Source organism: Acetivibrio straminisolvens JCM 21531 (assembly GCF_000521465.1).
GTDB lineage: Bacteria > Bacillota > Clostridia > Acetivibrionales > Acetivibrionaceae > Hungateiclostridium > Hungateiclostridium straminisolvens.
Genome location: NZ_BAVR01000008.1, coordinates 12237 through 37719, shown reverse-complemented (window position 1 = coordinate 37719; position 25483 = coordinate 12237). Strand labels below are relative to the sequence as shown.

Below are 25483 nucleotides of genomic sequence, written 5' to 3'. Positions count from 1 at the left end.
TATAGAATAAGAATTATATTTCTGTTAACTGTTTTGTTATTTTACAGTAGCTAGAGGAGTAAAAAATGAGGTTTATAGTTAGTATTGATTTTGACAAAAGTCTTGAATTGCCGTTCAACTATAATAAAATTCTCCAGGGATTTATATATAGAAATATCATGGATAAAGATTTGGCACAGTTTATACATGACAAAGGATTTTCTTATGAAAAACGTAAATATAAAATGTTTACATTTTCAAGACTTCAAGGAAAATTTTCAATTGATTCTAAAAGGAAAAAAATTATATACCAATCACCTGTTGAATTAATCGTTTCCTCTTGCTATGATGATTTTTTATTGACTTGTCATTGTCTCTTCTAAAGAGAGATGTAGAGATTGCAAGTCATAAAGCTTATGTAAGTAAAATGGATATTATTATGGAAGAGCCAAAGAGTATTCAAAAAATAAGGATGCTTTCACCTGTCACAGCTTATTCAACTTTGGATGATAAACGAACAGTCTATTTTTCTCCATATAATCACGATTTCAAAAGAATTATAAGGGATAATTTGATTAAAAAGTACAAGGCATTTTACAAGAAAAATTGCGGAAATGATATGGACTTTGATATAGAGATTGCTTCAGATAAATGCACAAAAGTCATAAGCAATTATGATGGCTTTATTATAGAAGGATGGATGGGAGATTTCGTTTTAAGAGGAAATCAGGAGCTTATAAAGCTTGCTTATGATGCAGGGGTTGGAGGTAAGAATTCCCAAGGTTTTGGATGCTTTAAGTTAATATAGGGGTGGTGCCGTGGAATATAGTATAGCGTTGAGGAGGCATTGGTGGTTCGATGCCGGTATTGCAGGGCTTTACTCAATTTCTAAAAGCCCGGATGAGAGGCTGTTGAAATTTGAGGTTAAGATGAATGTGGACAGCTAAAATCAGGCTTTGACATTTCAGGGTAAGGATATGGATACTCTCCGGGCTTATTTTGAAACCTGTTATGAGATTTTGGCTGAAAGATACTGGAATGTTTCTACTATAAAGCAGAAAGAACATCCTGAACTTGTGGTCTATGACAAAGAGAAGGACGAAATAACGCTGATGCCTAAAAGAAATCCGACTCCTGTTGTAAGCTTGTTTACAGGCGGAAGTAGTTGGAAAAGAGATGGAATTCCATACAGCGACATTACGGAGCCTTTGAAATCGAGGGTTGATGAATTTTTAGAAAAAAACAAGGCAGAATTGTGGGGTAAAAAAGAATTACTTCTTTTAACGCAACCTGTCTGTCATCAGAAGCTGACCATATTACCCAAAGAAAAGAAAAAAGAAAAAAGCGAAGTGTGCTGTGTTTGCGGAAAACATTCTCATTATATGATAGAAGTAGGTCTTCCGTCATTCTTGTTGTTTGCCAGTTCTACTGCAACAAAGTCATTTAACTCGCAGGGAAAGAAGCCGGCAAAGCTTTGCTGGGAATGTGAATTTATATCGAAATTTGCAGTTGAGTCCGCGTCATATATAAGAAAGAATGATTCAACTTTTGTTATTCAAGTGACATCACCGGACATTGACAAGCTTATTGAGATGCAGAGGGAGTTTGGTTCGTTATCCAGCCTTAGGATGTTGGACGACAAATATTTTTATGCCAATATTGGTCAGGAAGAGGACAGCCTCATAAAAAAATGTAGTGCACCTTATGAGTTGCTCTGGGCCTTTATGGAGGAAAAATACAGCCTGCTTTTGAAAGAGACCACTGAAGGTGAAGAAACTTCAGATGATACTCCGGACAACTTCTTCTTTGAATTTATCGAGAAACTCAGTAAAATGCCTGTTCAAATAAACGTGTTTTATGCAGTGGACAGCGGACAGACATTTTTGACTAAGAACCTTGTTTTATATGATGAGCTTGGATATTTTTACAGGCTGATACACCATATGAAAAAATCCGGAGTTAATACGCGCAAGCTGTTTAGCAGTCTGTACGAAGAAAAGTATGCCTTCAGGGAGAAGATACTTAGAAACGTTTTAAGAAAAAGCAGTATTTTAAGACATATTGAGCAATTTGCTTTCAGGATGGTTATGAGGGAGCAAAGAATCTCCATGAGCAATATTTTAAAATTCACAATAGAATATGAACAAATAATAAGGGGTGATGAGATGAACAAGGAGCAAATTGAAACGGCTGTCAATTTGGGAAAACAGATTGTAATTCAGGCAGTTGAGATGGCCAAGGCGGAGAACGAAAGCGAGAAGCAGGCATTAAAGAAAATTAAAGGAGATTTGTATCAACTGAGAAAGTCAAGGACAAAAACCGACTTTATAAACCAGCTTAACAACCTGCAGTTCAGGTACGGGATTGCGGTATCAAAGAACATCCTGGAGGGAATTTTGGAAGAGGTAGATTTTGAAGATTTCAGAGCTTATTGTGTGCTTGGTGCTTTGAATATTTATAATGCAAAAAACAGCAAAGAGAAGGAGGATTAATAATTATGAAAGATGCCAAAGCTATTACTGTTACATACATTACAAAAGCTACATATTCTTCACTAAATGGAGCCGACAAGGAAGCGGACAATATTGTAAGCATAAAGAAAATACAGATGAATGACGGAAAGGAATATCCCTATTGTTCATCTCAGGCTGTAAGGAGGGCCTTGAGAGAGCAATTGGCGTCAATGGGGTGGGAACTTTCAGAGGCTACTGTTGCAAAACAAAAGAAAGGAGCAGCATCTACACTGTGTGAGCCTTCAAAATATATCGATGACGACCTTTTTGGTTTTATGAATGCAGATTCGAGCAAAACCGTAAAAAGGACGAGTCCTGTAAGAGTATCTCCCCTTGTGGCATTAGAGGCGTATGGAGGAGGAATGGATTTTGGTACAAATTATATGTCGGTAAAGGCCGGAGGGACGCCGAATATATTTGAAACCGAGATTCATTCCGGATATTATGTGGGTACTGTGTTAATTGAGTTGGACAGAGTTGGGGAAAAGAGTCCGGGGGATGAGTATGAGTTGAATTTATCACAGGATGAAAAGAAAAAGCGTGTAAAGGCACTTGTTGATGCTATACAGAATCTATGGACCATAGGACGCCAAAGCCGTTTTTTAAGCGATGTATCCCCCAAGTTTGTGGCAGCTGCTCTTTTGAAGGCTAAAAATCCCATATTTCTAGAGTGCGTCAAAATTGGTGCCAATGGGAATGTTGATATCAGCCTTGTAAAAAACACCATAGATGATTCTCAAAAACAGATAATCGATTATTCCATTGGAGAAAGAAAAGGGTTTTTCCCGCAGGACAGTGAAATGGCAGTTCCCTTGGGGCAATGCTTTGAAAAAATTCATTCTTGGGTTGAAGAGTACTATAAAGACTAAAAGAATCGAGGTATTGCCATGTATGGTTTAGTGGTTACACTTTATGCAAAAACTGCTTCTTTTAGAGATCCCGGAGCTCAGCTTTATCATGACACAATGCCCCTTCCGCCGCCCAGTACTATAACGGGAATTGCAGGTGCGGCTTTAGGGTGTTCTTTTGAGGAGGCACTTGCATTTATGAAAGAGCATGCTGTTATGGTTGGATGCAATGGAAACAGCGAAGGAAGAGGGAAGGATTTATGGAATTATACCAAGATTAAATCCGGAGAGATTACTAGTGCTATTATTATAAGGAATTTCTTATCGGATTTAAAAGTAGAGATATTTTTGCATGCGAAAAGCGTGAAATTATAAGAAAGCTTGCAGATGCCTTCGAAAATCCTGTTTATGCAATAACTTTGGGTAATAGCGATGAAATTGCTAAAATATGTTCTGTGGAAATGTTTGAGGAAATCAGCTGTGAAAAAAGAAAAATCCTGACAAATACATGGCTACCGGGGGATTATTCGAGAAAGCTCAAAGTTGATTGGGAAAAGGTGAAGAAGTCAAAGATAAGTTTTACACTAAAGCCTCCTATAGTCAAGAAACTGCCTTGTGATTTTGAATTCGATGCTAATGGCGTAAGGAAGGCAGTAAGATATTTGGATATCACCTTTATGGGTGACAATCATGTATTGGAGACAGAAGCTAAAGTTTTTGTATTTGGCAATAAATTTGCCGCTGTTATGAAGCACGAAGGATAAGAGGGGTGCTCTAGATGTATTTTGCAAAGCCTGTTGACGATTATGAAGGAACATACGAATATCATGTTAAAAAGTGCACTGAAATACTGGACTTTGAAATTCGGTCAAAGTATCTGATCCTTGAACGAATTCTTTCAAATTATGGTATTGACATTGAGGATTTCATTCAAAAAATAAAAACTGCTGTAATTTTCCATGATTTTGGAAAGCTTAATTCGTATTTTCAAGACTACATGAAGAGAATAATTGAAAAAAAGAAGCTTTCAGGGATAAAGCACTTTAGGCACGAAGTTCTTTCGTGCCTTTTTCTTATGGCAAATGAGAAAAGTAAAGAAGCTTACTTTCCATATCATATACTGGCTGTTCTTGGACATCACAAGATGCTTTCTGCGGATTTGAAAAACTTTGAGAGGGAGAGGGTTTGGCAGGACAAGTGGCCTGAGATTTCAGAAGAGGCTGTAAAACATGCGTTGGAAGTTGCCAGAGAACAAGGAATAAAAGTTGATGGAAAAGGTAGTATTGAAGGAAGAAATATTAACAATTACCTCAATGCTTTGTTAAAGTTGGCTTTAGCTTTGTATGATAAAGACAGGGAAAGGCTGAGATTGATTTATTCCATATCGAAAGGACTTTTGCAAAACTGTGACTGGATAGCTTCATCTAAGATTGACTATAATGATGTATGCTTTATTAATGTATCTGCCCATGATATTGAAAAGAAGCTTAGGGAAAAGTTGGAGAGGGAAAGCAAAAAATATGTGAAAAGGGAGTTTCACTCAATATGTGCCAATACATACGGTGATATTGTAGCAATTGCACCTACAGGCTCGGGAAAAACTGAGGCAGCGTTAATGTGGGCTCAGAATTCCCGAACATCAAAAATTATTTTTCTTATGCCGACAATGGTTACTTCCAATAGTCTCTACGAGAGACTTTCAACCTGCTATTTTCCTAAAACAAGCTGTGGACTTTCCCATTCTGGAGCAGAGACGTATTTTTATAGAAAATCAAAAGAGGATGAAAAGGAAAACGATTATGATAAATTTCAGATTTTACATCAAAAAGCGTTTATTCCGGCAGTAATGGTTTCGACAGTTGACCAGCTTTTGTCTACGGAGTTTCATACGGGACTGTGGAACCAGAAGGAATATGCACTGGTTGGAAGTTCGGTCATTTTTGATGAAATACATGCTTATGACAGCTATACCATAGGCTTATAACTTCCGTTATAAAAAAGATAAAAAAATATGGCGGCAGAGTTATGTTGATGAGTGCGACTATGCCGAAGTTTTTAAGGGATCATTTTTTAAATCTTCTTGAGTCAAAATCTTTAGTAATTGCAGGAGAGCTTATGGAAAGGGCCAGCAATGAATGGGCGTACTTAGATACTGATCTTGATGGCATAAGGGAGAAGGTGCTTGAGGAAATATCCGCAGGAAAAAAGGTTGCTCTTATTGTCAATGATGTGGAAACAGCTAAAAAGGAATATAAATACTACTCCAAAAAGGAATTTGAAGTGTTATGCCTTCATTCAGAATTTACAATGGCTGACCGGCAAGAAAAGGAGAGTCGGTTGACATCTAAAGAAGGAAATCCTTACGAGCTTGTGATATCTACTCAAGTAATAGAAGTGTCTTTGGATGTGAGTTTTGATGTTATGTTCTCAGAATGTGCACCTATAGACAGTTTGGTGCAGAGGGCAGGAAGATGCAATCGCCATGGACTTATAAGCTTTGGAAGGTTTTATGTTTTTAATCCTTCGGATACTGCTGTCAAATACGTGTATCGAAAACAGAAGGACATTCTTGATAGAACTGTTGAGGTATTAAAGAATAATTACGGTAGGTTAACGGAAAAGCAAATTATGACTATGGTTGAGGAGGCTTACGAGGGATTTAATCTATATAATGAAGATTATAAGCTAGGGACAGAGATTATACGGGATATTGAGCAAAGATACAACTTTTTTGATGTTAATATTTTTCAAGAAGACGAAAATCTCGCAACTAGAAAGTTTGATGTTGTTAAAGTTCCTGTTATTCCTGCAGATGAGTATATGGAAACTGTTGAAGAACTGTTTGAGAATAAGAATTATAAAATGATATCTCTATATGAAATACCTGTTTCAATAAGCAAGTTTAAAAAATATATAAGAAGGCTGGAAATAAGCAATAAATACAATTTACCTATTTTTAAAATAAGATATAACAGTGAGTATGGAATTGATTATGAGGAGGATGATTCCAATACCCATTATTCATTTTGATTTGAAGGGGGGATGTGTATGCAGGAAGCAGATGTAAGAATAAATGGAACACTGATATGGTATTATTTCATTTGCAAACGCGAGGTATGGCTCATTGCCCATGGAATAAGTGCGGACCAAGATGATGAAAATATTGAAATCGGAAGGTTTATTCATGAAAATGCATATTCGAGAGAGAAAAAGGAAATTGATTTTGATAATTTCAAAGTTGATGTTGCAGACAGTATTGACGGTAAGATTGTAGTTCAGGAAATAAAAAAGTCTTCCAAGTATAAAAAAAGTGCTCAAATGCAGCTTTTATTCTATATTTATGAAATTAAAAAGTCCGGAATTGAAGCCAAGGGAATATTGCTTTTTCCAGAGGAGAGAAAAAGAGAGGAAGTGGTGTTAGATGAAGCTTCCCAAAATGAGTTGAACACGGTTATAGAAGATATTTTTAAGATAGTGAATCTTGAAAAGCCTCCGCTTCCTGAAAAGTGCAAGTATTGTAGAAACTGTGCATACTCAGAGCTTTGCTGGGCATAGAGAGGGGGAGAAAAAATGAAGAAAAGTGCTTTTATTTTTAGTGATGGAGAATTGAAAAGGAAGGATAGCACAGTCCTTTTTGAGAGTGAAGACTCGAAAAATTATCTTCCGATTGAAGATATTAGCGATATTTATATTTTCGGTGAAGTTACTGTAACAAAAAAGTTTTTGGAACTGGCGACCCAAAAGGAAATACTTCTTCACTTCTATAACTACAATGAGTATTATACAGGAACCTATTATCCCAGGGAGCATTATAATTCCGGTTTTATGATATTAAAGCAGGCAGAGCATTATCTTGATGAGAAAAAGAGGATGGCAATTGCTAAAAAGTTTATACATGGCAGTGTAAAAAATATGCTTGCAGTTTTAAAATACTATAATAACAGAGAGAAAGATTTAAATGGACAGATAACAGCTATTAATGATTTGGCAGAGAAAGTAGATGGGATGAATGGAATTAGCAATTTGATGGCGATTGAGGGGAATATAAGAGAAATTTACTATAGTTCCTTCGATGTCATAGTAAACGATGAGTATTTTGAGTTTGATAGAAGAACAAAACAGCCTCCTAAAAATCGTATGAATTCTTTAATTAGTTTTGGAAACAGTATGCTTTACACTACTGTTTTAAGTGAGATATATAAAACCCACTTAGATCCGAGAATAGGATACCTTCATTCTACAAATCACAGGAGATTTACGTTAAATCTTGATGTTGCGGAGGTTTTTAAGCCTATTATTGTGGATAGAGTGATTTTTACATTGGTTGGCAAGAAAATGTTGAGTAGCAAGCATTTCGAAGAAAAAGCGGGTGGAATTGTTTTGAATGACAAGGGCCGTAAACAGTTTGTATCACAAATGTTGGAAAAGTTTAATACAACTTTGATGTATAAACCTTTAGGAAGGGAAGTGTCTTACAGAAGACTTATCAGGTTGGAATTATATAAGCTTGAAAAGCATCTTATGGGTGAGCAAGAATATAAACCATATATTGCTTCATGGTAAGGAGAGGGGTTAAATGTTTGTTATTATGGTGTATGATGCAGGAGAAAAAAGGAATAGTAAAGTTTTAAAGGTAGGGAGAAAGTATCTTCACTGGGTTCAAAATTCTGTATTTGAAGGTGAGTTGACAGAAGCTAATTATCATAAACTGAAGGAAGAGATAAGGATGAAGGTAGATAGCGCAGAGGATTCGGTTATATTTTACAAATTTCGGACGATGAAGTACACTGAGAGAGAGGTTATTGGAAAGAATGTTGATCCTAATAACTTTATTCTATAAGTTTGTCGATGTGGAGTAGTGCAAAAAGGCTGGGGGATCGACAAAGTTTATTAATTGCCTTTAAATACTGATTTATAGGTATTTAGAGGTTTTTTTATTTTTTGTATTGATTTTTGATTTATGTAGGGTTAAAATGTGAAGTAAGAGTTTAGCGGGCTCTATGGGTTATTATCGTACCTATAAGGAATTGAAACTCAAACATTATGAAGTACCGCTTATGACGCATGATTTCGTTATTATCGTACCTATAAGGAATTGAAACAATTAAGTGTAGACACAAAGATAACAGAATACCCTATTAGTTATTATCGTACCTATAAGGAATTGAAACGTACGTGGCACACCGTCAGATGATTTTTTTCAAGGCGTTATTATCGTACCTATAAGGAATTGAAACCAAATGTGCCGGGATACTTTCGCGATAAATTTACAGAAGTTATTATCGTACCTATAAGGAATTGAAACTTTCAAATCCGCTTCCATCATATACTCCTGTGAATGTTATTATCGTACCTATAAGGAATTGAAACCATCACGCATTGGCGCTGGCAGCATCAAGCTTGTCTGTTATTATCGTACCTATAAGGAATTGAAACTCGCCGGCTCCTTGTGTTCGCAATCCTCCGGCATAACGTTATTATCGTACCTATAAGGAATTGAAACGAAATTTTTGTACATTATTTTATGAATTCTGTTATGCTGGTTATTATCGTACCTATAAGGAATTGAAACAGCGCTGGATCCGGAAGGAGGTCCTTCTCTCCATTCGTTATTATCGTACCTATAAGGAATTGAAACCCCTCCTTCCCATACATGTTTTCCTGTACTATAGTACCGTTATTATCGTACCTATAAGGAATTGAAACTTGGAACTCATACGCCTCCGTCTTGATGCTGGAAAAGGTTATTATCGTACCTATAAGGAATTGAAACTGAAAAATGTTAAAAAATTTGTTGGATTATGTTAAAAGTTATTATCGTACCTATAAGGAATTGAAACCTAATAAAGGGCAGCTTATTATTCTAGATGAAGAAGTAGTTATTATCGTACCTATAAGGAATTGAAACATTTCATCGAATTCTCCATCGTTCTTTTGGGCCTGTTGTTATTATCGTACCTATAAGGAATTGAAACTCGCCATCTGCGCATAGGAAGCAATATTAACTCTTCTGCGTTATTATCGTACCTATAAGGAATTGAAACCGGGCATTGCCCCGTAAGGTTGCAAAAAATATCAAGTTATTATCGTACCTATAAGGAATTGAAACCATGGACTATAGCCCAATGCTGTTATATCAGCAGGTGTTATTATCGTACCTATAAGGAATTGAAACCATATCACATTGCTAAAAAACAAGACTCTAAACCTAGTTATTATCGTACCTATAAGGAATTGAAACTTTCTTCACCATCAAACTAATAGAGTATATTTCTCGTTATTATCGTACCTATAAGGAATTGAAACTATGTGTCAAGTTCTATGTTGCTATTCTGCAATATTTGTTATTATCGTACCTATAAGGAATTGAAACTTCCCGAAAACCCAGTGCGAAAAATCGAAATACCTAGTTATTATCGTACCTATAAGGAATTGAAACCCTGTACTTTCTTGTATGAATTCAGGAAATTGTAAAGTTATTATCGTACCTATAAGGAATTGAAACATGATTTTTCCAAAAATCATTCCGAAAAAACTTGCCAAGTTATTATCGTACCTATAAGGAATTGAAACAAGCACGCTTTTTTGCGATTTTAAGAACAGTATTATCGTTATTATCGTACCTATAAGGAATTGAAACCAGGAACAATAGAAGAAATCCCGATATTGTTAGCTGGTTATTATCGTACCTATAAGGAATTGAAACTCAACTTTTTCTGCATCTTCTACTGAGAAGGACTTAGTTATTATCGTACCTATAAGGAATTGAAACGGCTCTTCTATAATCCAGCCACCAGCTTTCTTGAGGTCATCAAGTTATTATCGTACCTATAAGGAATTGAAACTCTTAAACTTAAATATTTCCATTCTATTAACCTCCTGTTATTATCGTACCTATAAGGAATTGAAACCTGCTCTGCAAGTACCTTTTTGCATATTCAAGCTGGTTATTATCGTACCTATAAGGAATTGAAACAATGAAGAAGAAAAGGATGTTATAAAAAGTATACCGTTATTATCGTACCTATAAGGAATTGAAACTCTTCCTTCATTTGAGAAACATATTCTTCAAACGAAGTTATTATCGTACCTATAAGGAATTGAAACATTAATATTCTGTTATTATATAACATTAACTACAAAGTTATTATCGTACCTATAAGGAATTGAAACCTTAGTGCGTCATTATATAATGCTGGGTTTTTTTCATCGTTATTATCGTACCTATAAGGAATTGAACTTGTAACCGTTTCATCTTCTGCTGTGATGGTTATCCGTTATTATCGTACCTATAAGGAATTGAAACAGCTCGTCAGTCTTGATAGTCTTGCGGGGTTTGGCTTGGTTATTATCGTACCTATAAGGAATTGAAACATGAAGTCTACGGCAATTACAGCACGGATGATTTAGGTTATTATCGTACCTATAAGGAATTGAAACGTGCTTTCGGAATATATGTTCATCATAAAACCAAGCAGTTATTATCGTACCTATAAGGAATTGAAACTTTTGCCCTATGCCTTTTATATCAAGGATTTTTGCTACGTTATTATCGTACCTATAAGGAATTGAAACATTCCCATCGACATAGCAAAACATATCTGCATGGTTGTTATTATCGTACCTATAAGGAATTGAAACTCGTTCAGCCTCCCTTCTCAACATATCTTTGGATTCGTTATTATCGTACCTATAAGGAATTGAAACCTGATGCTCTTACGCTTTCTTATGCGCTCTACTACAGTTATTATCGTACCTATAAGGAATTGAAACATTTTTACAAGTCTTGGCTGTAGGCTGTGTTTGTGTGTTATTATCGTACCTATAAGGAATTGAAACAAGGCTACTGACTGGTTCGAAAAATGGCTTGAAACGTTATTATCGTACCTATAAGGAATTGAAACCCGTTAGCATCGGTTCTTGCTGCGAAAAAACGCAGCAAGTTATTATCGTACCTATAAGGAATTGAAACTATATATAATACCAATTTTATACTAATTTAAAACTTGTTATTATCGTACCTATAAGGAATTGAAACAATTTCTATAATAATAGTAACATTACAATTATACTTGTTATTATCGTACCTATAAGGAATTGAAACTGGTATTGAGCTAGAAAACTTACTGGGCAAAGACCCTGTTATTATCGTACCTATAAGGAATTGAAACGCGACTTCAACGACAACGCAGATGCGATAGATGCAGAAGTTATTATCGTACCTATAAGGAATTGAAACCACTATAATAAAAGTAACATTACATATCACATTACTAGTTATTATCGTACCTATAAGGAATTGAAACTTTTATCACTCATATTTAAAAACCTTGCAATATGTAAGTTATTATCGTACCTATAAGGAATTGAAACACCCGGGGCCTTGCTTTTCATCTCGCTATCTTCACCGTTATTATCGTACCTATAAGGAATTGAAACATCACGGTCATAAGTGGTATTGTTGCCTCTCCAACCCAGTTATTATCGTACCTATAAGGAATTGAAACGCATAAGATACATCTGCGCCATTGGCAATAACTCTACGTTATTATCGTACCTATAAGGAATTGAAACCGGCGGGATGTCGTCAACGTGGATAAAGTCAACAAAAGTTATTATCGTACCTATAAGGAATTGAAACACGATACTAATCGGGTTGCCCTCGGAATCTTCAATAAGTTATTATCGTACCTATAAGGAATTGAAACACCGTCTTTGCGAACATAGTGATGTTCTTCAGGTACGGTTATTATCGTACCTATTTTCGTTATTATCGTACCTATAAGGAATTGAAACATGTGTGACGAGAAAAACTGCGGATACTGGCACGAATGCCGTTATTATCGTACCTATAAGGAATTGAAACTCAGCCTGACCACCATGTGCTATAAATTCAGCATAGTTATTATCGTACCTATAAGGAATTGAAACGCAGTTTTCTCACTGTAACCTGCTCTTCTTGCCGCTTGTTATTATCGTACCTATAAGGAATTGAATCAAACATAGATATATAAAGGGTTTGAGACGTCAACAGTCGTTATTATCGTGTAAATGTCAATAAAAATTTGGTTCTTTCCGGAGTTGGTTGAATAACCTTTTGTATTTGGCGATTACTGCAATAGTATGTAGAATAAGAAGAAATCCCTGTTAGATTTGCTTAGGGTAATTGTTTTGAATCTATTCGTGCAAATTCTCCAACTATCTGTGCAGATTTTTTATTCCATGTTCTCTCAATTTCCATTACAATCAAAGTGAATTAAGTTAGGAGGGGATTTTATGAAACGGCTAACTGTATTTTTTATCATATGTTTACTTATTGCGCTAACCTTTACTGCTTGTTCCGAACCGGAACAGTCCTTAAAAGCGATCAAACCGGGAGAGGAAATTCAGATTACTTCTTCTTCTCTAAACAGTGATGGAAAATGGAAATCTGTTATAACATTATCCTTGGGTGAAAACAAATCTCCGCAATTATCTTGGACGCCGGTAGAAACTGCTTCTTGTTATGCCATCTATATGATTGATATCTCCGCAGGTAATTGGTGCCACTGGTTAGCAAAGGATGTCAAGGTAACAGAACTCGAACTGGGCGCAGAGCTTGAAAACAGTCAATACATTGGACCTTATCCGCCGGGTGGAGTTCATACATATGAGGTGATGGTCTTTGCCTTAAAAGACTCTCCAGACTCCTATAAGGGTGACTTTGATAATCCCAATCCGTCACTTGACAAGATTATTGAAGCCCTTGATACTTCAAAAGGTTCAACCGGGAACATACTGGCAACCGGAGTTATAAAAGGAACCTATCAAGCCGGTGATATCGTTGAATAAAAGGAATCACGATATTCGCTGGGAGAAATACCGCAATATGATTTAAAAGCTTTGGAAAAATAGCCGGCATCGGAATACCCTACTCTGAGCGCAACATCGAGTATGGGTATTTCGGTGTCTCTTAATAATATGCTGGCTAACTGCATTCGCATTTGGGTAAAATACTTCATTACAGTTGTGTTTAGTTCCTTTTGAAATTCTTTATTAATCTGATTTCGATTACATGCAAATGTTTTTTCTAAATGTTCAAGGGTTATTTTCTTGTCGATGTTTTGATTGAGATAGCGGACTATGTTATGTACAATATCGTTTCTATTCTTCTCCAATACGATACTTATGTTTTGCAATGACTCGTTGCACCGTAAACCCTCAAGGAAAAAGAGTAATTCGATAAAATATGATCTGCTTCTGCATGGCCAATATCCATCTTTCTGCTCTATCAGCTCTTTGTTTATTTTATTTAGCAATTGCGTTAAGCTAACGGCAGAAACGGCATCCAGTAATATAAGCTCACGTTTTGAATTGTTAATATCATAGAATGAACTCAATAAGGTCAAATCCTGGAAAAGAGTTGTTCCAACCATTTTTTGATAATAACTCCGATGGAATATGCTGTACTCCAGTTGGTCATTTAAGGCAATTGGCCTAAAAAAGAGTACCGTTATTTTGCAAGCGGGGTTATTGTCAAATTCTACGGTATCCAGATGATTCAAGCAAAGAACGGAAGGTGCGGTGATAAATGCTGTTTGATTATTATATGTTATGGTAGAATTCCCCTCAAGGAATAGAATTAATTTGCAGGTTTGATCATCTTTCAGATGAAAACATGCTTCTTGATTTTCCAATACTTTCAAATATACAATGCGGTTCCAATCTTTATCATAGCTTCTTGTAAATAAATCCATTCCAACCCCTGCCCTTATTTTATTATTAATTATAACCAAGGATTTACATTAGGTCAATCCGGTTGTAATAGATTGATATTTTCTAGAAATATAAAACCGGAATGAACAGTTGAAACACTGTCCATACCGGTTTTCACTGAGAATATGCAGCAAAAAAACTGTTCTATAAAATGATATGGATGGCTTTATCCATATTGAATAAATGAATGGTAGAAGAAATATTCAAATAAAGATTTATAATACTTTCGACAAAAATTCCTTGGTTCTGGGATGTTGAGGGTTTGAAAAAATCTCTTCGGGAGTATTTTGCTCCAGGATTTTTCCTTCATCCATAAATAAAACTCTGGTAGCCACTTCCCTTGCAAATCCCATTTCATGAGTTACTATAACCATTGTCATTCCTTCGTCTGCAAGTTGCTTGATAAGGTCAAGAACTTCTCCAACCATTTCAGGGTCAAGAGCTGAAGTGGGCTCATCAAACAAAATAACTTTCGGATTCATTGCAAGAGCGCGGATTATTGCTATCCTTTGCTTCTGTCCGCCGGAAAGGGTTGAAGGGTAGACATTTGCTTTGTCTTCAAGCCCAATTCTTCTAAGCAGGCGAATAGCGTTTTCCCGTGCATCTGCCTTTATCTTTTCCCGAGTAGTATTGATTTCATACAGAGGCTTTTTATCTATACTAAAAATATTTCCAAGTCTTATAAAGAAATTCTTAAACTTTTTTACCTTAAGATCATGCGTTTGCAAATATACCGGTGCAAGCATTATATTTTCAATAACAGTCTTGTTGTTGAACAGGTTGAACTGCTGAAAAACCATACCCATATGACGGCGGTAAAGGTTAATATCAACTCTCATATCGGCAATATCGACACCTTCAAATATGATGGAGCCGCTTTTGTTGGGTCTTCCATACAATTGAGGCAGCGCAGAAAGGTGCTTTTTCCGCTTCCGGACGGACCTATGATGGCAACTTTTTCGCCTTCTTTGATGCTAACAGTAATACCTTTTAAAACTTCGAGGCTACCGTAGCTTTTTTTTAGGTTAATTACGTCTATCACTCTTTCTGAGGCTCCTTTCCATTACTTTTATGAGAGATGCAATTATCATAACCAGTACTATATAAATAAGTGCCATAACAAGGTATGGTACCATAAATTCATAACTGTTTGTACCAATATAACTAAATGCAACATAAAGGTCGGAAGCACCGACAAAACTTACAACGGAAGTTTCCTTAATCAAGGCTATAAATTCATTTCCCAAAGTAGGGAGTATGTTTTTGACAGCCTGAGGGATAACTATTTTGAGCATTGTGACGCGATAGCTAAGTCCCAAGGCCCGGCCTGCCTCCATCTGGCCATGGTCTACAGACATAATGCCGCTTCGCATTATTTCAGAAACATAAGCACCGCTGTTAAGCCAAATACCAGTATGCACACGGTAAGCGCGGACAGATTCATGCCTAAAAGAGGCAAAACTACATAATAGGCCACCAAGAGCTGCACGACAACCGGAGTACCTCTGAATAGTCCAACATAGAAATCACATATGCCATTTAGTATTTTGGGTAATCTTTTATATTTGGGCATTACTTTAACAGCCGCAATTAAAGTACCGATAATGATTCCTAGCATAAGCCCCAAAACTGCGATATAAATTGTATTTTTTAGTCCCACAAGGACTTTTGTGTAGCCGTTGTTTTTATAAAAGATTTCCCAAAACTTAATTAATTTTTTATCGAAATTTCCCATAATTTATCCCTTATATTAATACAGTATCACAAAATATCTTTAAGAGAATTGAACAGCTGTTATCAGTTAAGCTCATTAATTGCTCTTACAATACTTTGAGCGGGAGCCTCATCAATAACAACAAAGTCTATATTGCCGTTGAGCATGTCTTGAACAGCAAGAGAACCTGATTTATAGCCTATGCATTTAACATTAAAGCCTTCAAATCCCCAGTCTTCATCGCCTTCAACATAGAACTGTCCGGTTGTACCTAGTTGAACACCTGCGCTTGTGTTACTGCTGAATTTCGAAAGAATTTCTTCCACATCAGCAGCGGTTTTGCAGTTGTCAAAGGTGGTATCGTCTTCCCTGACGATAAGCTTTTGGGAAGCGTTGTAATATGTATCCGTGAATGTAACATACTCTTTTCTGTCTTCTTTTACTGTAAGACCGGACATGGCGATGTCGGCCTTTCCCTGACCTACGGAGAGACAAACGGCATCAAAATCCATGTTTTTGATTACAAGCTCTTTTCCGAGATGTTCTGCAAGAAGTTCTGCAAATTCCATATCAATACCGTAATACTTATCGCCCACCATATATTCAAAGGGCTCAAATGCTGCATTTGTAGCAACCACCAGTTGATCTTTGCTGCTGTCTTCCACTGCGGATTCAACAGCTTTAGGTTCTCCGCCACCAAAATATTTATCGTTTATTTTTTCAAGGGTTCCATCTGCCTTGATTTTTGAGATAAATTCGTTTACCTTTTCAAGCAATTCCGGTTGGCTTTTATCTACTCCAAAAGCGTATTCTTCTTGAGTTAACGGGATGTCAATAACTTTGGCGCGCTTAGCGGTTGAACTTTTGCTGCCTGAATTGCAACCTGTAAAGATAAAACTGCAAAGCATAAGCATTGCAACAGTAAAAATAAAACCTTTCTTCATACGGACATTTTCCTTAAATTTTTATAAATTTATATATTTTATGCATACATTATTATAAATATAAATTATCGTATCTCAACGTTTTTGTCAATGTAAACAAGTTTTTGTATCAGCAAGAAGCACAAGCCTTTTAAAAATGACAAATTTACTTTTCGTATTGAGATATATTATAATATAATTTGCTTAATTTGATTTAATTAGTAGTATTCTGTGAATAATTATACAACAAATTTTACGAAAAATGTTAACCAAGTAAAATGGAGTGTTATTTTTGCTTTGACAATGGATAGCATGGGGGAAGAAATAAATGAGATTAATGGAGAAAAATAAACATGTTTTATCACTTGTTATGTTCTTTATTTTGTTAATTGCGCTTAACGCTTGTAGCTCGTCGTCCGCACCGGATTCCGAAAAAAAGATTTTTCTATATGGAGAAAGACACGGTGTGGAAAAAATACTGCAAAAAGAGCTTGAGTTGTGGTGTGAATACTATAGCAATAAGAATATGAGGCACCTATTTGTTGAGCTTCCTTATTATACAGCAGAGTTTTTAAATATCTGGATGAAGTCGGACAGTGATGAAATTTTGGATGAGCTTTATAATGATTGGATGGGAACTGCTTCACATAATCCTTATACCAAGGAGTTTTATAAGAATATTAAGAGTAAGTGTCCCGAGACGATTTTTCATGGCACAGATGTCGGGCACCAATTCCATACTACCGGTGAACGTTTTTTAAAGTATCTTGAAGACAATAATCTGAAAGACACAGAACAATATAGGTTGACGCAGGAATCAATAGAACAAGGTAAATATTTTTATGAAAACTCCGATGATGTGTATCGTGAAAATAAGATGGCAGAGAATTTTATACGGGAATATGACGCTTTAAACGGAGAAAATATTATGGGTATTTACGGCAGCGCCCATACCGGTTTGGATGACATGGACTTTACTAATTCCGTACCGTGCATGGCAAATCAGCTGGAGGATGTTTATAAAGACATTATTTATTCGGAGAACTTGTCTTGGATGGCAATGAACCCGTTTGAGAGAATAGTATTCTGGATATTGGAAAAAGATAAGGGGGATTTTTGTCCCCCTTAAACAGTTTGCAAAATAATATTATCTTCTTTTTGCTTCTTTGGCCGATACAACATTACATACCCTTTTTACCGCTTCAACCAAGTCAATTTCCGTTATATCTTCCCGGACCTCACCGGTGGCGACCATCGCCGCTTCGTTAAGTATTGTTTCTATCTGGGAACAACTTAAGTTCTCAAATTTTGCAGCTAATTGCTCAACCGATATACTCTCCGACAGTTTTTTGCTTCTTGTATATATTTTTATCAATTCAATTCTGGTTTTATAGTCAGGATTGGGAACAGTATATTTTTTATCGAACCTTCCTGCACGTACCAACGCTTCATCAAGAGCCTTATAGTTGTTGGTTGCCGCAATAACCATAACACCTTCCTCACGGGTAAAGCCGTCCATTTCATTTAGCATAGCAGCAATTATTCTATTGTTTTCTTTGTCAATTCCTGTACCGGAATAATTACGTTTTTCACCTATTCCGTCAAACTCGTCTATAAATATTATGCAAGGCTTATTGGCACGGGCCTTTCTAAACAGAGCTTTAATTTTGGCAGGACCTATGGACATAATTGCGCTTTGAAAATCCGTTGCCTTGGTTGCAATGAAATTGACCTTGGCTTCACCTGCCAATGCTCTTGCAAACAGTGTCTTACCGTTTCCGGGATTACCTTCGAGCAAAATACCGTTTATCGGGCGTATTCCTTTTTTTGCATACTCCTTTGGATGTTTTAAGATGTCCACAGCCTGAAGCATCTCTCTTTTTAATTCTTCCATGCCTGCAACATCAGAAAATTTAGTATTGTTATCACGAATGACTTTAAATGTATTTTTTCTAAAATCTAATAATTTATATAGACCGAATATTATAATGCCGAAAAAAATAATGTTGAAAATTGCATCCGTGACTGCAACTAAAAATTCGTCCATGCCTTTTTCCGAACTGACTTTAACCCCGTTAAGGAGCAAAAATTCTTTAAAAGAATCCAATTCCGGATTGTCGGTACGGTATTCTGTTTCATCGCCGTTCAAGTAAAAGCTAACTTCATCGTTTCCTATTTTTGCAGAAACTACCTTGCCGTTCTTTACATAGCTGTAGAAATCGGAATAAGGAATATATTGAGATTTATCAATTTCAAAATAAAGAGTTATACCTATAATGACTGTAAGTATAACCATAGAAACGATTAGTAAATTTTTTTTATTTTTCATTAGTCTTTCACCCTTGTTCTAAGTCTGTATTAAACTCAATTATAACAAAATGGCTTGTATTATACAAAGAGAATTTTATTTCCATTTACATATTGACAAATATATCGGGAGGTGATATATTAAATATATCGGAGGACGATAGATTGAGGGGTGATATATATGGACAATAATTTACCATTGACCGAAGCCATATTCTATATTCTTCTTGCTGTACGAAAACCCAACCACGGATATGGAATTATTCAGGAAGTCAGCGAGATTACCGGAGGGAGAGTGGTGCTCGGTCCCGGTACATTATACGGTGCCATAAATTCTTTACTATCGAAAAAATGGATAATGCTATATAGCGAAGATATGGCTTCTAGAAAAAAGAAGGAATATCTCATTACAAAAGAGGGTATAGAAGTTTTTTTTAAAGAGGTAAAGAGATTGGAAGAGCTTGTTCGGAATGCAAAATTGATGGAGGGATTGGCATGAAGAAGTTTAGATTGTATTATGATAAAGACAGAGAGCAGGATTGGCTGCAAAAAATGTCGTCAGAAGGATGGGCATTAAAGAAATTTTTCCTGGGTGTATATACTTTCGTTCCATGTAAGCCGGGAGAATATATCTATCAGATTGATTTACTTGAAAATTGGGACGGAGACAAAGAAGATTTTGCTTCATTTATGGAAGACAGCGGTGTTGAAGTGGTTTCACAATGGTATAGATGGGTTTACCTCAGAAAAAAAGCTGAGGATGGTCCTTTTGAGATGTATACAGATATTGACTCTAAAATAAATCAGTACAATAGAATAAAGAACTTCTTTCGAGCTGCATTCATATTGGAGATGGGAGGTTTTTTGATAGAAATGAATGCAGCACTGCGAACAAAGAGTTTACTGTTTTGGATTTTTGCAATATTGGCAGGTGTTTTTGCTATTCTCTTCCTTCGTATAGTATGGAGATGCCAGTGGAAAATAGAGCAATTACAACGGGAAAAGGGATAAAACAGGGGATGGTTTTCTGCTTTATTTTGCCCTACCTTTATTTAATTAAAGGTAGGGCGATTTTTATGTCAAAATCTGCAAAGAAACTGTAGCTAATGTTTAAATCCGTTATAATAAGGGGAAAAAATTAATATATATAAACGGAGTAATTATGACGAATATATAAATAAGGCAAAAGTTATTTATGTAGACTCTGTTTTGGAAATCATTGCAGGGAATAGAAAAACGGAGGTTTAAAAGTTCAAAGAGTCTAATGGCATTGGCAAGTCAGTAGTGTTAGAACAGTCTATTGTATAATTGCCTTCTTTTCACAATGAGGAGAGTACAATCCATATAGACATTTTAAGATACATAAGCGAACCAAGAGAAAGTTCATAATGACAGCTGTCAGAATTTACTGGATTGACAGTTAATGGGGGTTGCATAACGTAGCGCAAAGAACCGTTCATTGTTTCTTTTTTATTTCTAAGGAGGTGGTGCAGCCATTCCTGCAACGAAATTGCTTTCTTTTACGCCCTAAGATTATTAGATGTTTTGAGATTTGGTGGCTTAAACACAAAAAAAGTTACATAAAAACATGAAAGGAGGTTTACAGGTGACCCAAACAGAAGAACTTGAAATCATAGGACAGGAAGAAGACACTCAAAAAGATAAATTTCTTACCTTCGTATTAGGCAAAGAGTCATATGGTATAGAAATAAAAAATGTGACTGAAATTATTGGCATTCAACCGATTACAGAAGTTCCTGAGCTCCCGGATTACATCCGCGGAATAGTAAACTTAAGGGGCAAAATTATACCGGTCGTAGATATGAGACTGAGATTTAAAAAGCAATTTCGAGATTATAATGAAAGAACTTGCATAATTGTTGTCAACATAAGAAATGCCTCTGTTGGCCTTATCGTTGATAGTGTGTCTGAAGTGATAGGAATTCAGGAAGAAGATATAGTTTCTCCTCCAGATATGAACCAAGGTCTTAGCAACAAATATATCAAGGGTATTGCAAAAGTGGAAAGTGAAGTAAAACTCTTATTGGACTGCAATGAATTATTAAGTAAAGATGAGTTTAAGAATCTAGAAAATATTCAATAATCCAGGAGGAATCTAAATTATGAATTTTTTCGGTAATTTAAGCTTGGGAAAAAAAACTGTATTCGGGCTTTGCAGCAGTATTGGTAATTCTTATAGCATTATCAACAATAACATTTACAAACTTTTCAAAGCTGCATGAAACTACAAATTGGAACACACATACATATGAAGTTATAACTGAACTGGAATCTATGCTGCAAGAAATGATAAATATGGAGACCGGTCAGCGTGGATTTGCCCTAACCGGAGAAGAAGAATCTCTAGAACCGTTTAATACAGGTAAAGAAAATTTTGAAAAGAATTATAACAGAGTAAAAGAACTGACAGCCGATAACCCAAAGCAGCAGGAGCTTTTAAGCTCTCTTAAAAGTGTACAGCAGGAGTGGCTTAAAATAGCTGAAGCCAGCATAAGCCTTAGAAGGAATGTGTTAAACGGAACAAATACAATGGATGATATTATAAGAGATGAACAGGCTGCAAGAGGTAAACAAGCATTTGACAAATTCAGAGAAATCATTGAGGAGTCTGAAAGCATTGAAAGGGCATTGTTGGCTACTCGTGCAGAAGAATTGGAAGATCTGAAATCAAAAACAAATATTATTATCATTATAGGAACATCTTTTTCAGTCCTTATAGCACTGGCAATTGCATTTTTCATAACAAGGATGATTACTCGTCCTGTAAATGAAATAAAAATGGTGGCACAAAAGATTGCTGAGGGTGATTTGAGTGTAACAATAGACAATAAGTACTATAAAGACGAAATTGGTGCTTTGGCGGAAGCATTTGAAAAAATGACCGAAAATCTAAATGAAGTTATGTCTAATATAAACTCTTCTGCAGAACAGGTAGCATCGGGTTCTACACAGGTTTCCGACTTCAGTACATCCCTTTCTCAGGGAGCTGCCGAGCAGGCAACTTCCATAGAAGAGCTCTCTGCTTCTATTGAAGAAGTCTCATCGCAAACAAAACGAAATGCAGAGAATGCAAACCAGGCTAATTCGCTTGCTGAAAATGCAAAATTAAATGCTTCCCAAGGTAATGAACATATGAGCAGGATGCTAAAAGCTATGGATGAAATAAATGATTCTTCTGCGAGTATATCTAAGATTATAAAAGTAATTGACGAGATTGCATTCCAAACAAACATACTGGCACTAAATGCAGCAGTTGAGGCTGCAAGGGCAGGCCAACACGGTAAAGGATTTGCAGTAGTAGCGGAGGAAGTAAGGAACCTTGCACAAAGGTCTGCAAATGCAGCAAAGGAAACTACAACAATGATTGAAGATTCTATTAATAAAGTAGAAGATGGCACTAAGATTGCAAAAGAGACAGCAGATGCCCTTAATGAAATAGTTGATAATATTGCAAAGGTAACCGAGCTGGTAAATGACATTGCCACAGCATCAAATAATCAGGCCTCTGCAATTGCACAGATAAATCAAGGAGTTATTCAGATATCGCAGGTGGTGCAGACAACATCTGCTACTTCTGAAGAGAGTGCTGCTGCAAGCGAAGAACTTGCAGGCCAGGCAGAAGTATTAAAAGAACAGGTTTCCAGGTTTAAACTTAGAAAGACTATTAGGTCAGCGGCTTCTTTCAGAGAAGTGAACGATATTAATCCCGGCGTTTTAAAAATGCTTGAGGATATGATGGATAAAGACAAAGCTGCTAAAAAGTCAGCCGGTGAAAAAAATAAAGAACCGATATCAAATAGTTCAAAAAAAATTGTGCTGAGTGAAAATGAGTTTGGCAAATATTAAAACGTAAAATGGGGGACAGTTCTCTGTCTTAAATCATCCTGCCTCTTTTATAAATTGGAGCGGGGTGATTTTTATTTGGACTCTTGGAATGAAATGAAAGAGGCAAAAGCGAAGGGACTCGATGTCCCGAGCTTTTATCAAAAAATATACCGTTTTGGCATAATACCAAGAACGGTATAACTTAAAGCAATTATTTTAGATAGTCCATTGGCCATGAGCAATACATACAAGATACCACTGGCCGTCATACTCCTCAAAAACCAACCTTAGGCTTGCCCAATCCAATCCGTCATATTCGGGAGTGAATCCGGAAAAGTAGTAATCCATAAACTTTCCTTCAGGAAACACATCCGAAATATTGACAATAGTGTTTCCCGACTGCTGTATTTCATTGTATGCTACTTTTTCTGCATTTGCAAAATCATGGTCATATACAAATTTTTCGAAGTACTCAGCAAATGTTAATTCAATCGGATCACCTATTCCGTCATATTCTCCCCAAGTATACACTTTTTCCGATTTGAGCAGATCCTTTAATTGATCCTTTGTAAATACTTGATGCTTTCCTAATTCAATGTGGGAATAGGGAGAAAATAGAACTCCTTTCACAGGATGTACCATTGAGGCCAGCTTTTCCATATCTTTTTCTTTTATAGCTTTAATAGCTGCCTGGGATCTTGCTTCAACTTCAGCTTTTATCTCACTTGGACTCTTGCCGATAACTTCTTCATTTCTTTTAAAGGGTTCGTTAAATACAGCATGTATATATACATCTCTCTTTTGTCCTTCAATAAGAAACTGTACTTTATCAATACCTGGAAGTTCAGTCATTGTATTAATTATTGAGTATAAAGTCATCAATTCTCCTGCCGAACCTCCGGGACTGTTATCGACAAACTCTTTGGAAAGGTCAAGTGTACATATTCCACCTTCGGTTGACGCCGATAAAAGTTTTGTTCCATTAGGTATTACTGCATATAAACCTTCAGTTTTTGGCTCTTTTTGTAATTCTTCAAACACTATTTTTTCTATCTGTGTGTTTTTGCTTATTTCAACTTCCCTTTTCTCAGCAACAACTTTGTCTGCATTGGAATTTGAATAATAAAGTGTAATTGTCTTCTTTTCTGCGGGATTTTGAACTGCCGGGTTTGTATTTTGAGGTACACCGGCTGCATTGGTATCTTGCGGATTAACAACCGAAGTGGTCGGATTGGGGACTTCACTGCCGGGATTATTAATTAAATCTCTGAAATTACTAAAGTTTGATACTCCTATCAATACCACAGCAAATACTGCCGCAGAAATCAAAAGCGGTTTTATAACAGGCATGGCCCGATAAAACATTCTGCCGGCCCAAAACTTTTTATTCTTGCTATATCTATTCATATCAATTACCTCCATTACATTTTTGCTGATGTTTTCACTTACCGAAGAACTGTCTTTTGCATAAACTTCTGTAAATTTCAGAACACTATAATGTTTTCTACACCTTTCACATACGTCCAAATGCTCTTTAACTTTCTTTTTTTCTTCATCGGACAGCTGATTCTCGGAATATTTAATTATGTCTTCAAAATTAAAAGTGCATCTCATTTTTATCTACCCTCCTTATCCAGTTTCTCGTACTTTTTACATATGGTCTGCTTAGCCCTTTGTATTTTCATTTTTGCAGCTTCAGGCGAAATTCCCAATATATCGCCGATTTCTTTAAAGGAAAAATTTTGCATACATCGCAAAAGCAACGCTGTTTTTTGGTCTTCTTTAAGGTCGTCAATAAGTCTAATTATTTCTCTTTGCCTTTCTTTTATTTCATAAGCCAACTCAGGATAATCACTGAAGTTTGCAGGTAGTTCCGATACGTTTGCGTAGTAGTCAACATTTTTTGCGGTTTTTACTTTTCTGTATTCACTCCTGAGTGTGTTTATAGCTATTCGGTAAATCCAGGTGGAAAAACTCCATTTATTGTTGTATTTATACAGGTTGTTGTATACCTTTATAAATACTTCCTGGGTAATTTCCTCTGCGTCCTCTCGAGAGGCCGTCATTTTTAAGAGAAAATTGAACAGCTTTCCCTGATACAACGTTATCAGCTCTTCAAAAGAGTTTATATTGCCATTTAAAGTATTCTCAATCAATATATTGTCCCGTTCTCTGTTCATAGTTAACACACCAATCATATATTCTTTTCAAAAAACTTTTAATTATTTTATGAATCTTATAAATTTTTACTTCGTAAATTTTATTTTCCGAATTTAATTTCTAAAAAACATTAAAAGCTTTTAAAAAAATATAATTAACTGCTAAATCGTTGCTTTTCACTGTTCTTTTTGATGTTTTCATATCATTATACGCATAAAATTGTTTGTGGTAACGGTAAAAATATTTTTTGCTTATTTTATTTATTTTTTAATAGAAAAATACAAAAATTCTGTCGTAGACTCATTGAAATGACGTATTTGATACAATGTATTGAAGTTTGCGAGCTAATGAATATATCGATATTCTGGTAGAGTTTTCCTTGTAAATCCAATAATACCCGGTAATCGGAATTACCGCAAAACTACTTAACCAGGCAGA

General features: G+C 35.9%; 22 protein-coding genes, 2 pseudogenes and 1 CRISPR repeat array. Of the genes and pseudogenes, 17 read left to right on the top strand and 7 right to left on the bottom strand.

Annotation, left to right across the window (positions count from 1 at the left end; translation table 11 throughout):
* Positions 1–65 precede the first annotated feature (65 nt).
* From JCM21531_RS24275 to JCM21531_RS03455, 12 genes are all read left to right on the top strand, one after another.
* Positions 66–362: a hypothetical protein gene (locus tag JCM21531_RS24275; RefSeq protein ID WP_369347564.1), complete on the top strand. Its 297-nt coding sequence runs from the start codon at positions 66–68 to the stop codon at positions 360–362.
* A 44-nt stretch (positions 363–406) separates the two neighbouring features.
* The gene (cas6, locus tag JCM21531_RS20350; RefSeq protein ID WP_243467152.1) at positions 407–787 is read left to right on the top strand and encodes a CRISPR-associated endoribonuclease Cas6; all 381 of its coding nucleotides are present in this window, start codon (positions 407–409) and stop codon (positions 785–787) included.
* 169 nt (positions 788–956) lie between these two features.
* A complete protein-coding gene (locus tag JCM21531_RS03490; protein WP_243467151.1) occupies positions 957–2471 on the top strand; it encodes a hypothetical protein in 1515 nt (504 codons plus the stop codon).
* A gap of 5 nt (positions 2472–2476) precedes the next feature.
* Positions 2477–3361, top strand: a complete 885-nt coding sequence (gene cas7i, locus JCM21531_RS03485) for a type I-B CRISPR-associated protein Cas7/Cst2/DevR (protein ID WP_038287396.1) — start codon at positions 2477–2479, stop codon at positions 3359–3361.
* 18 nt (positions 3362–3379) lie between these two features.
* On the top strand, positions 3380–3715 hold the full coding sequence (gene cas5 / locus JCM21531_RS20345; RefSeq protein ID WP_243467150.1) for a CRISPR-associated protein Cas5: 336 nt from the start codon (positions 3380–3382) through the stop codon (positions 3713–3715).
* A gap of 44 nt (positions 3716–3759) precedes the next feature.
* A complete protein-coding gene (locus tag JCM21531_RS20340; protein WP_243467149.1) occupies positions 3760–4104 on the top strand; it encodes a hypothetical protein in 345 nt (114 codons plus the stop codon).
* 14 nt (positions 4105–4118) lie between these two features.
* Positions 4119–5324, top strand: a complete 1206-nt coding sequence (locus JCM21531_RS20335) for a CRISPR-associated endonuclease Cas3'' (protein ID WP_243467148.1) — start codon at positions 4119–4121, stop codon at positions 5322–5324.
* A gap of 41 nt (positions 5325–5365) precedes the next feature.
* Positions 5366–6370: a CRISPR-associated helicase Cas3' gene (gene cas3 / locus JCM21531_RS20330; protein ID WP_243467147.1), complete on the top strand. Its 1005-nt coding sequence runs from the start codon at positions 5366–5368 to the stop codon at positions 6368–6370.
* Between the two features lie 18 nt (positions 6371–6388).
* On the top strand, positions 6389–6895 hold the full coding sequence (cas4, locus tag JCM21531_RS03470) for a CRISPR-associated protein Cas4 (protein ID WP_038287394.1): 507 nt from the start codon (positions 6389–6391) through the stop codon (positions 6893–6895).
* Between the two features lie 15 nt (positions 6896–6910).
* Positions 6911–7903 (top strand): type I-B CRISPR-associated endonuclease Cas1b, encoded by a 993-nt coding sequence (gene cas1b / locus JCM21531_RS03465; RefSeq protein WP_038287393.1) that lies wholly within the window; start codon positions 6911–6913, stop codon positions 7901–7903.
* Between the two features lie 13 nt (positions 7904–7916).
* A complete protein-coding gene (cas2, locus tag JCM21531_RS03460) occupies positions 7917–8180 on the top strand; it encodes a CRISPR-associated endonuclease Cas2 (protein WP_038287391.1) in 264 nt (87 codons plus the stop codon).
* Positions 8181–8344: 164 nt separating this feature from the next.
* Positions 8345–12338: a CRISPR direct-repeat array (repeat unit 30 nt; unit sequence GTTATTATCGTACCTATAAGGAATTGAAAC).
* Positions 12339–12616: 278 nt separating this feature from the next.
* Positions 12617–13171: a YbhB/YbcL family Raf kinase inhibitor-like protein gene (locus tag JCM21531_RS03455; protein WP_038287388.1), complete on the top strand. Its 555-nt coding sequence runs from the start codon at positions 12617–12619 to the stop codon at positions 13169–13171.
* Here the strand turns inward: JCM21531_RS03455 and JCM21531_RS03450 are convergent.
* The 4 genes and pseudogenes from JCM21531_RS03450 to JCM21531_RS03435 form a co-directional block, all read right to left on the bottom strand.
* Complete coding sequence (locus tag JCM21531_RS03450; RefSeq protein WP_038287386.1) at positions 13147–14076, bottom strand: helix-turn-helix transcriptional regulator; 930 nt, start codon at positions 14074–14076, stop codon at positions 13147–13149. The two genes, JCM21531_RS03455 and JCM21531_RS03450, sit on opposite strands and share 25 nt — an antisense overlap.
* Positions 14077–14310: 234 nt before the next feature.
* A pseudogene (locus JCM21531_RS03445) lies at positions 14311–15137 on the bottom strand (amino acid ABC transporter ATP-binding protein).
* A pseudogene (locus tag JCM21531_RS24980) lies at positions 15121–15830 on the bottom strand (amino acid ABC transporter permease). Before JCM21531_RS24980 ends, JCM21531_RS03445 begins: the two co-directional pseudogenes overlap by 17 nt.
* Positions 15831–15892: 62 nt before the next feature.
* Complete coding sequence (locus JCM21531_RS03435) at positions 15893–16753, bottom strand: transporter substrate-binding domain-containing protein (protein ID WP_038287383.1); 861 nt, start codon at positions 16751–16753, stop codon at positions 15893–15895.
* A 307-nt stretch (positions 16754–17060) separates the two neighbouring features.
* On the opposite strand from JCM21531_RS03435, the gene JCM21531_RS03430 reads away from it, so the two are divergent.
* A complete protein-coding gene (locus tag JCM21531_RS03430) occupies positions 17061–17861 on the top strand; it encodes a hypothetical protein (RefSeq protein WP_038287380.1) in 801 nt (266 codons plus the stop codon).
* Between the two features lie 18 nt (positions 17862–17879).
* Here the strand turns inward: JCM21531_RS03430 and JCM21531_RS03425 are convergent, their stop codons facing one another.
* A complete protein-coding gene (locus JCM21531_RS03425; RefSeq protein WP_038287378.1) occupies positions 17880–19061 on the bottom strand; it encodes an FtsH/Yme1/Tma family ATP-dependent metallopeptidase in 1182 nt (393 codons plus the stop codon).
* A gap of 159 nt (positions 19062–19220) precedes the next feature.
* Here JCM21531_RS03425 and JCM21531_RS03420 point away from each other — a divergent pair, with 159 nt between their 5' ends.
* The 4 genes from JCM21531_RS03420 (at position 19221) to JCM21531_RS03405 (ending at position 22906) form a co-directional block, all read left to right on the top strand.
* On the top strand, positions 19221–19538 hold the full coding sequence (locus JCM21531_RS03420) for a PadR family transcriptional regulator (protein ID WP_038287376.1): 318 nt from the start codon (positions 19221–19223) through the stop codon (positions 19536–19538).
* Positions 19535–20050 carry a DUF2812 domain-containing protein gene (locus JCM21531_RS03415; protein WP_038287374.1) on the top strand — a complete coding sequence of 172 codons (516 nt, stop codon included), beginning with the start codon at positions 19535–19537 and terminating at the stop codon, positions 20048–20050. Before JCM21531_RS03420 ends, JCM21531_RS03415 begins: the two co-directional genes overlap by 4 nt.
* Before the next feature lie 577 nt (positions 20051–20627).
* Positions 20628–21143, top strand: coding sequence for a chemotaxis protein CheW (locus tag JCM21531_RS03410; protein ID WP_054846980.1), 516 nt, complete (start codon positions 20628–20630; stop codon positions 21141–21143).
* 80 nt (positions 21144–21223) lie between these two features.
* A complete protein-coding gene (locus tag JCM21531_RS03405; RefSeq protein ID WP_094184726.1) occupies positions 21224–22906 on the top strand; it encodes a methyl-accepting chemotaxis protein in 1683 nt (560 codons plus the stop codon).
* Positions 22907–23101: 195 nt separating this feature from the next.
* On the opposite strand, the gene JCM21531_RS03400 is transcribed toward JCM21531_RS03405, so the two are convergent.
* Positions 23102–24499, bottom strand: a complete 1398-nt coding sequence (locus JCM21531_RS03400) for a GerMN domain-containing protein (protein WP_038287372.1) — start codon at positions 24497–24499, stop codon at positions 23102–23104.
* Positions 24500–24501: 2 nt separating this feature from the next.
* The gene (locus tag JCM21531_RS03395; protein ID WP_038287370.1) at positions 24502–25083 is read right to left on the bottom strand and encodes an RNA polymerase sigma factor; all 582 of its coding nucleotides are present in this window, start codon (positions 25081–25083) and stop codon (positions 24502–24504) included.
* Positions 25084–25483: the final 400 nt, after the last annotated feature.

Bases quoted from the DNA above. Each gene is read 5' to 3' on its own strand.
- JCM21531_RS20335 (WP_243467148.1), top strand. From the start codon at position 4,119: ATGTATTTTGCAAAGCCTGTTGACGATTATGAAGGAACATACGAATAT.
- cas4 (WP_038287394.1), top strand. From the start codon at position 6,389: ATGCAGGAAGCAGATGTAAGAATAAATGGAACACTGATATGGTATTAT.
- JCM21531_RS03410 (WP_054846980.1), top strand. From the start codon at position 20,628: ATGAAAGGAGGTTTACAGGTGACCCAAACAGAAGAACTTGAAATCATA.
- JCM21531_RS03430 (WP_038287380.1), top strand. From the start codon at position 17,061: ATGAGATTAATGGAGAAAAATAAACATGTTTTATCACTTGTTATGTTC.
- JCM21531_RS03450 (WP_038287386.1), bottom strand. From the start codon at position 14,076: ATGGATTTATTTACAAGAAGCTATGATAAAGATTGGAACCGCATTGTA.
- JCM21531_RS03400 (WP_038287372.1), bottom strand. From the start codon at position 24,499: ATGAGATGCACTTTTAATTTTGAAGACATAATTAAATATTCCGAGAAT.
- JCM21531_RS03435 (WP_038287383.1), bottom strand. From the start codon at position 16,753: ATGAAGAAAGGTTTTATTTTTACTGTTGCAATGCTTATGCTTTGCAGT.
- cas1b (WP_038287393.1), top strand. From the start codon at position 6,911: ATGAAGAAAAGTGCTTTTATTTTTAGTGATGGAGAATTGAAAAGGAAG.
- JCM21531_RS03415 (WP_038287374.1), top strand. From the start codon at position 19,535: ATGAAGAAGTTTAGATTGTATTATGATAAAGACAGAGAGCAGGATTGG.
- cas5 (WP_243467150.1), top strand. From the start codon at position 3,380: ATGTATGGTTTAGTGGTTACACTTTATGCAAAAACTGCTTCTTTTAGA.
- JCM21531_RS03490 (WP_243467151.1), top strand. From the start codon at position 957: ATGGATACTCTCCGGGCTTATTTTGAAACCTGTTATGAGATTTTGGCT.
- cas2 (WP_038287391.1), top strand. From the start codon at position 7,917: ATGTTTGTTATTATGGTGTATGATGCAGGAGAAAAAAGGAATAGTAAA.
- JCM21531_RS03420 (WP_038287376.1), top strand. From the start codon at position 19,221: ATGGACAATAATTTACCATTGACCGAAGCCATATTCTATATTCTTCTT.
- JCM21531_RS24275 (WP_369347564.1), top strand. From the start codon at position 66: ATGAGGTTTATAGTTAGTATTGATTTTGACAAAAGTCTTGAATTGCCG.
- cas7i (WP_038287396.1), top strand. From the start codon at position 2,477: ATGAAAGATGCCAAAGCTATTACTGTTACATACATTACAAAAGCTACA.
- JCM21531_RS03395 (WP_038287370.1), bottom strand. From the start codon at position 25,083: ATGATTGGTGTGTTAACTATGAACAGAGAACGGGACAATATATTGATT.
- JCM21531_RS03455 (WP_038287388.1), top strand. From the start codon at position 12,617: ATGAAACGGCTAACTGTATTTTTTATCATATGTTTACTTATTGCGCTA.
- cas6 (WP_243467152.1), top strand. From the start codon at position 407: ATGGATATTATTATGGAAGAGCCAAAGAGTATTCAAAAAATAAGGATG.
- JCM21531_RS03425 (WP_038287378.1), bottom strand. From the start codon at position 19,061: ATGAAAAATAAAAAAAATTTACTAATCGTTTCTATGGTTATACTTACA.
- cas3 (WP_243467147.1), top strand. From the start codon at position 5,366: ATGTTGATGAGTGCGACTATGCCGAAGTTTTTAAGGGATCATTTTTTA.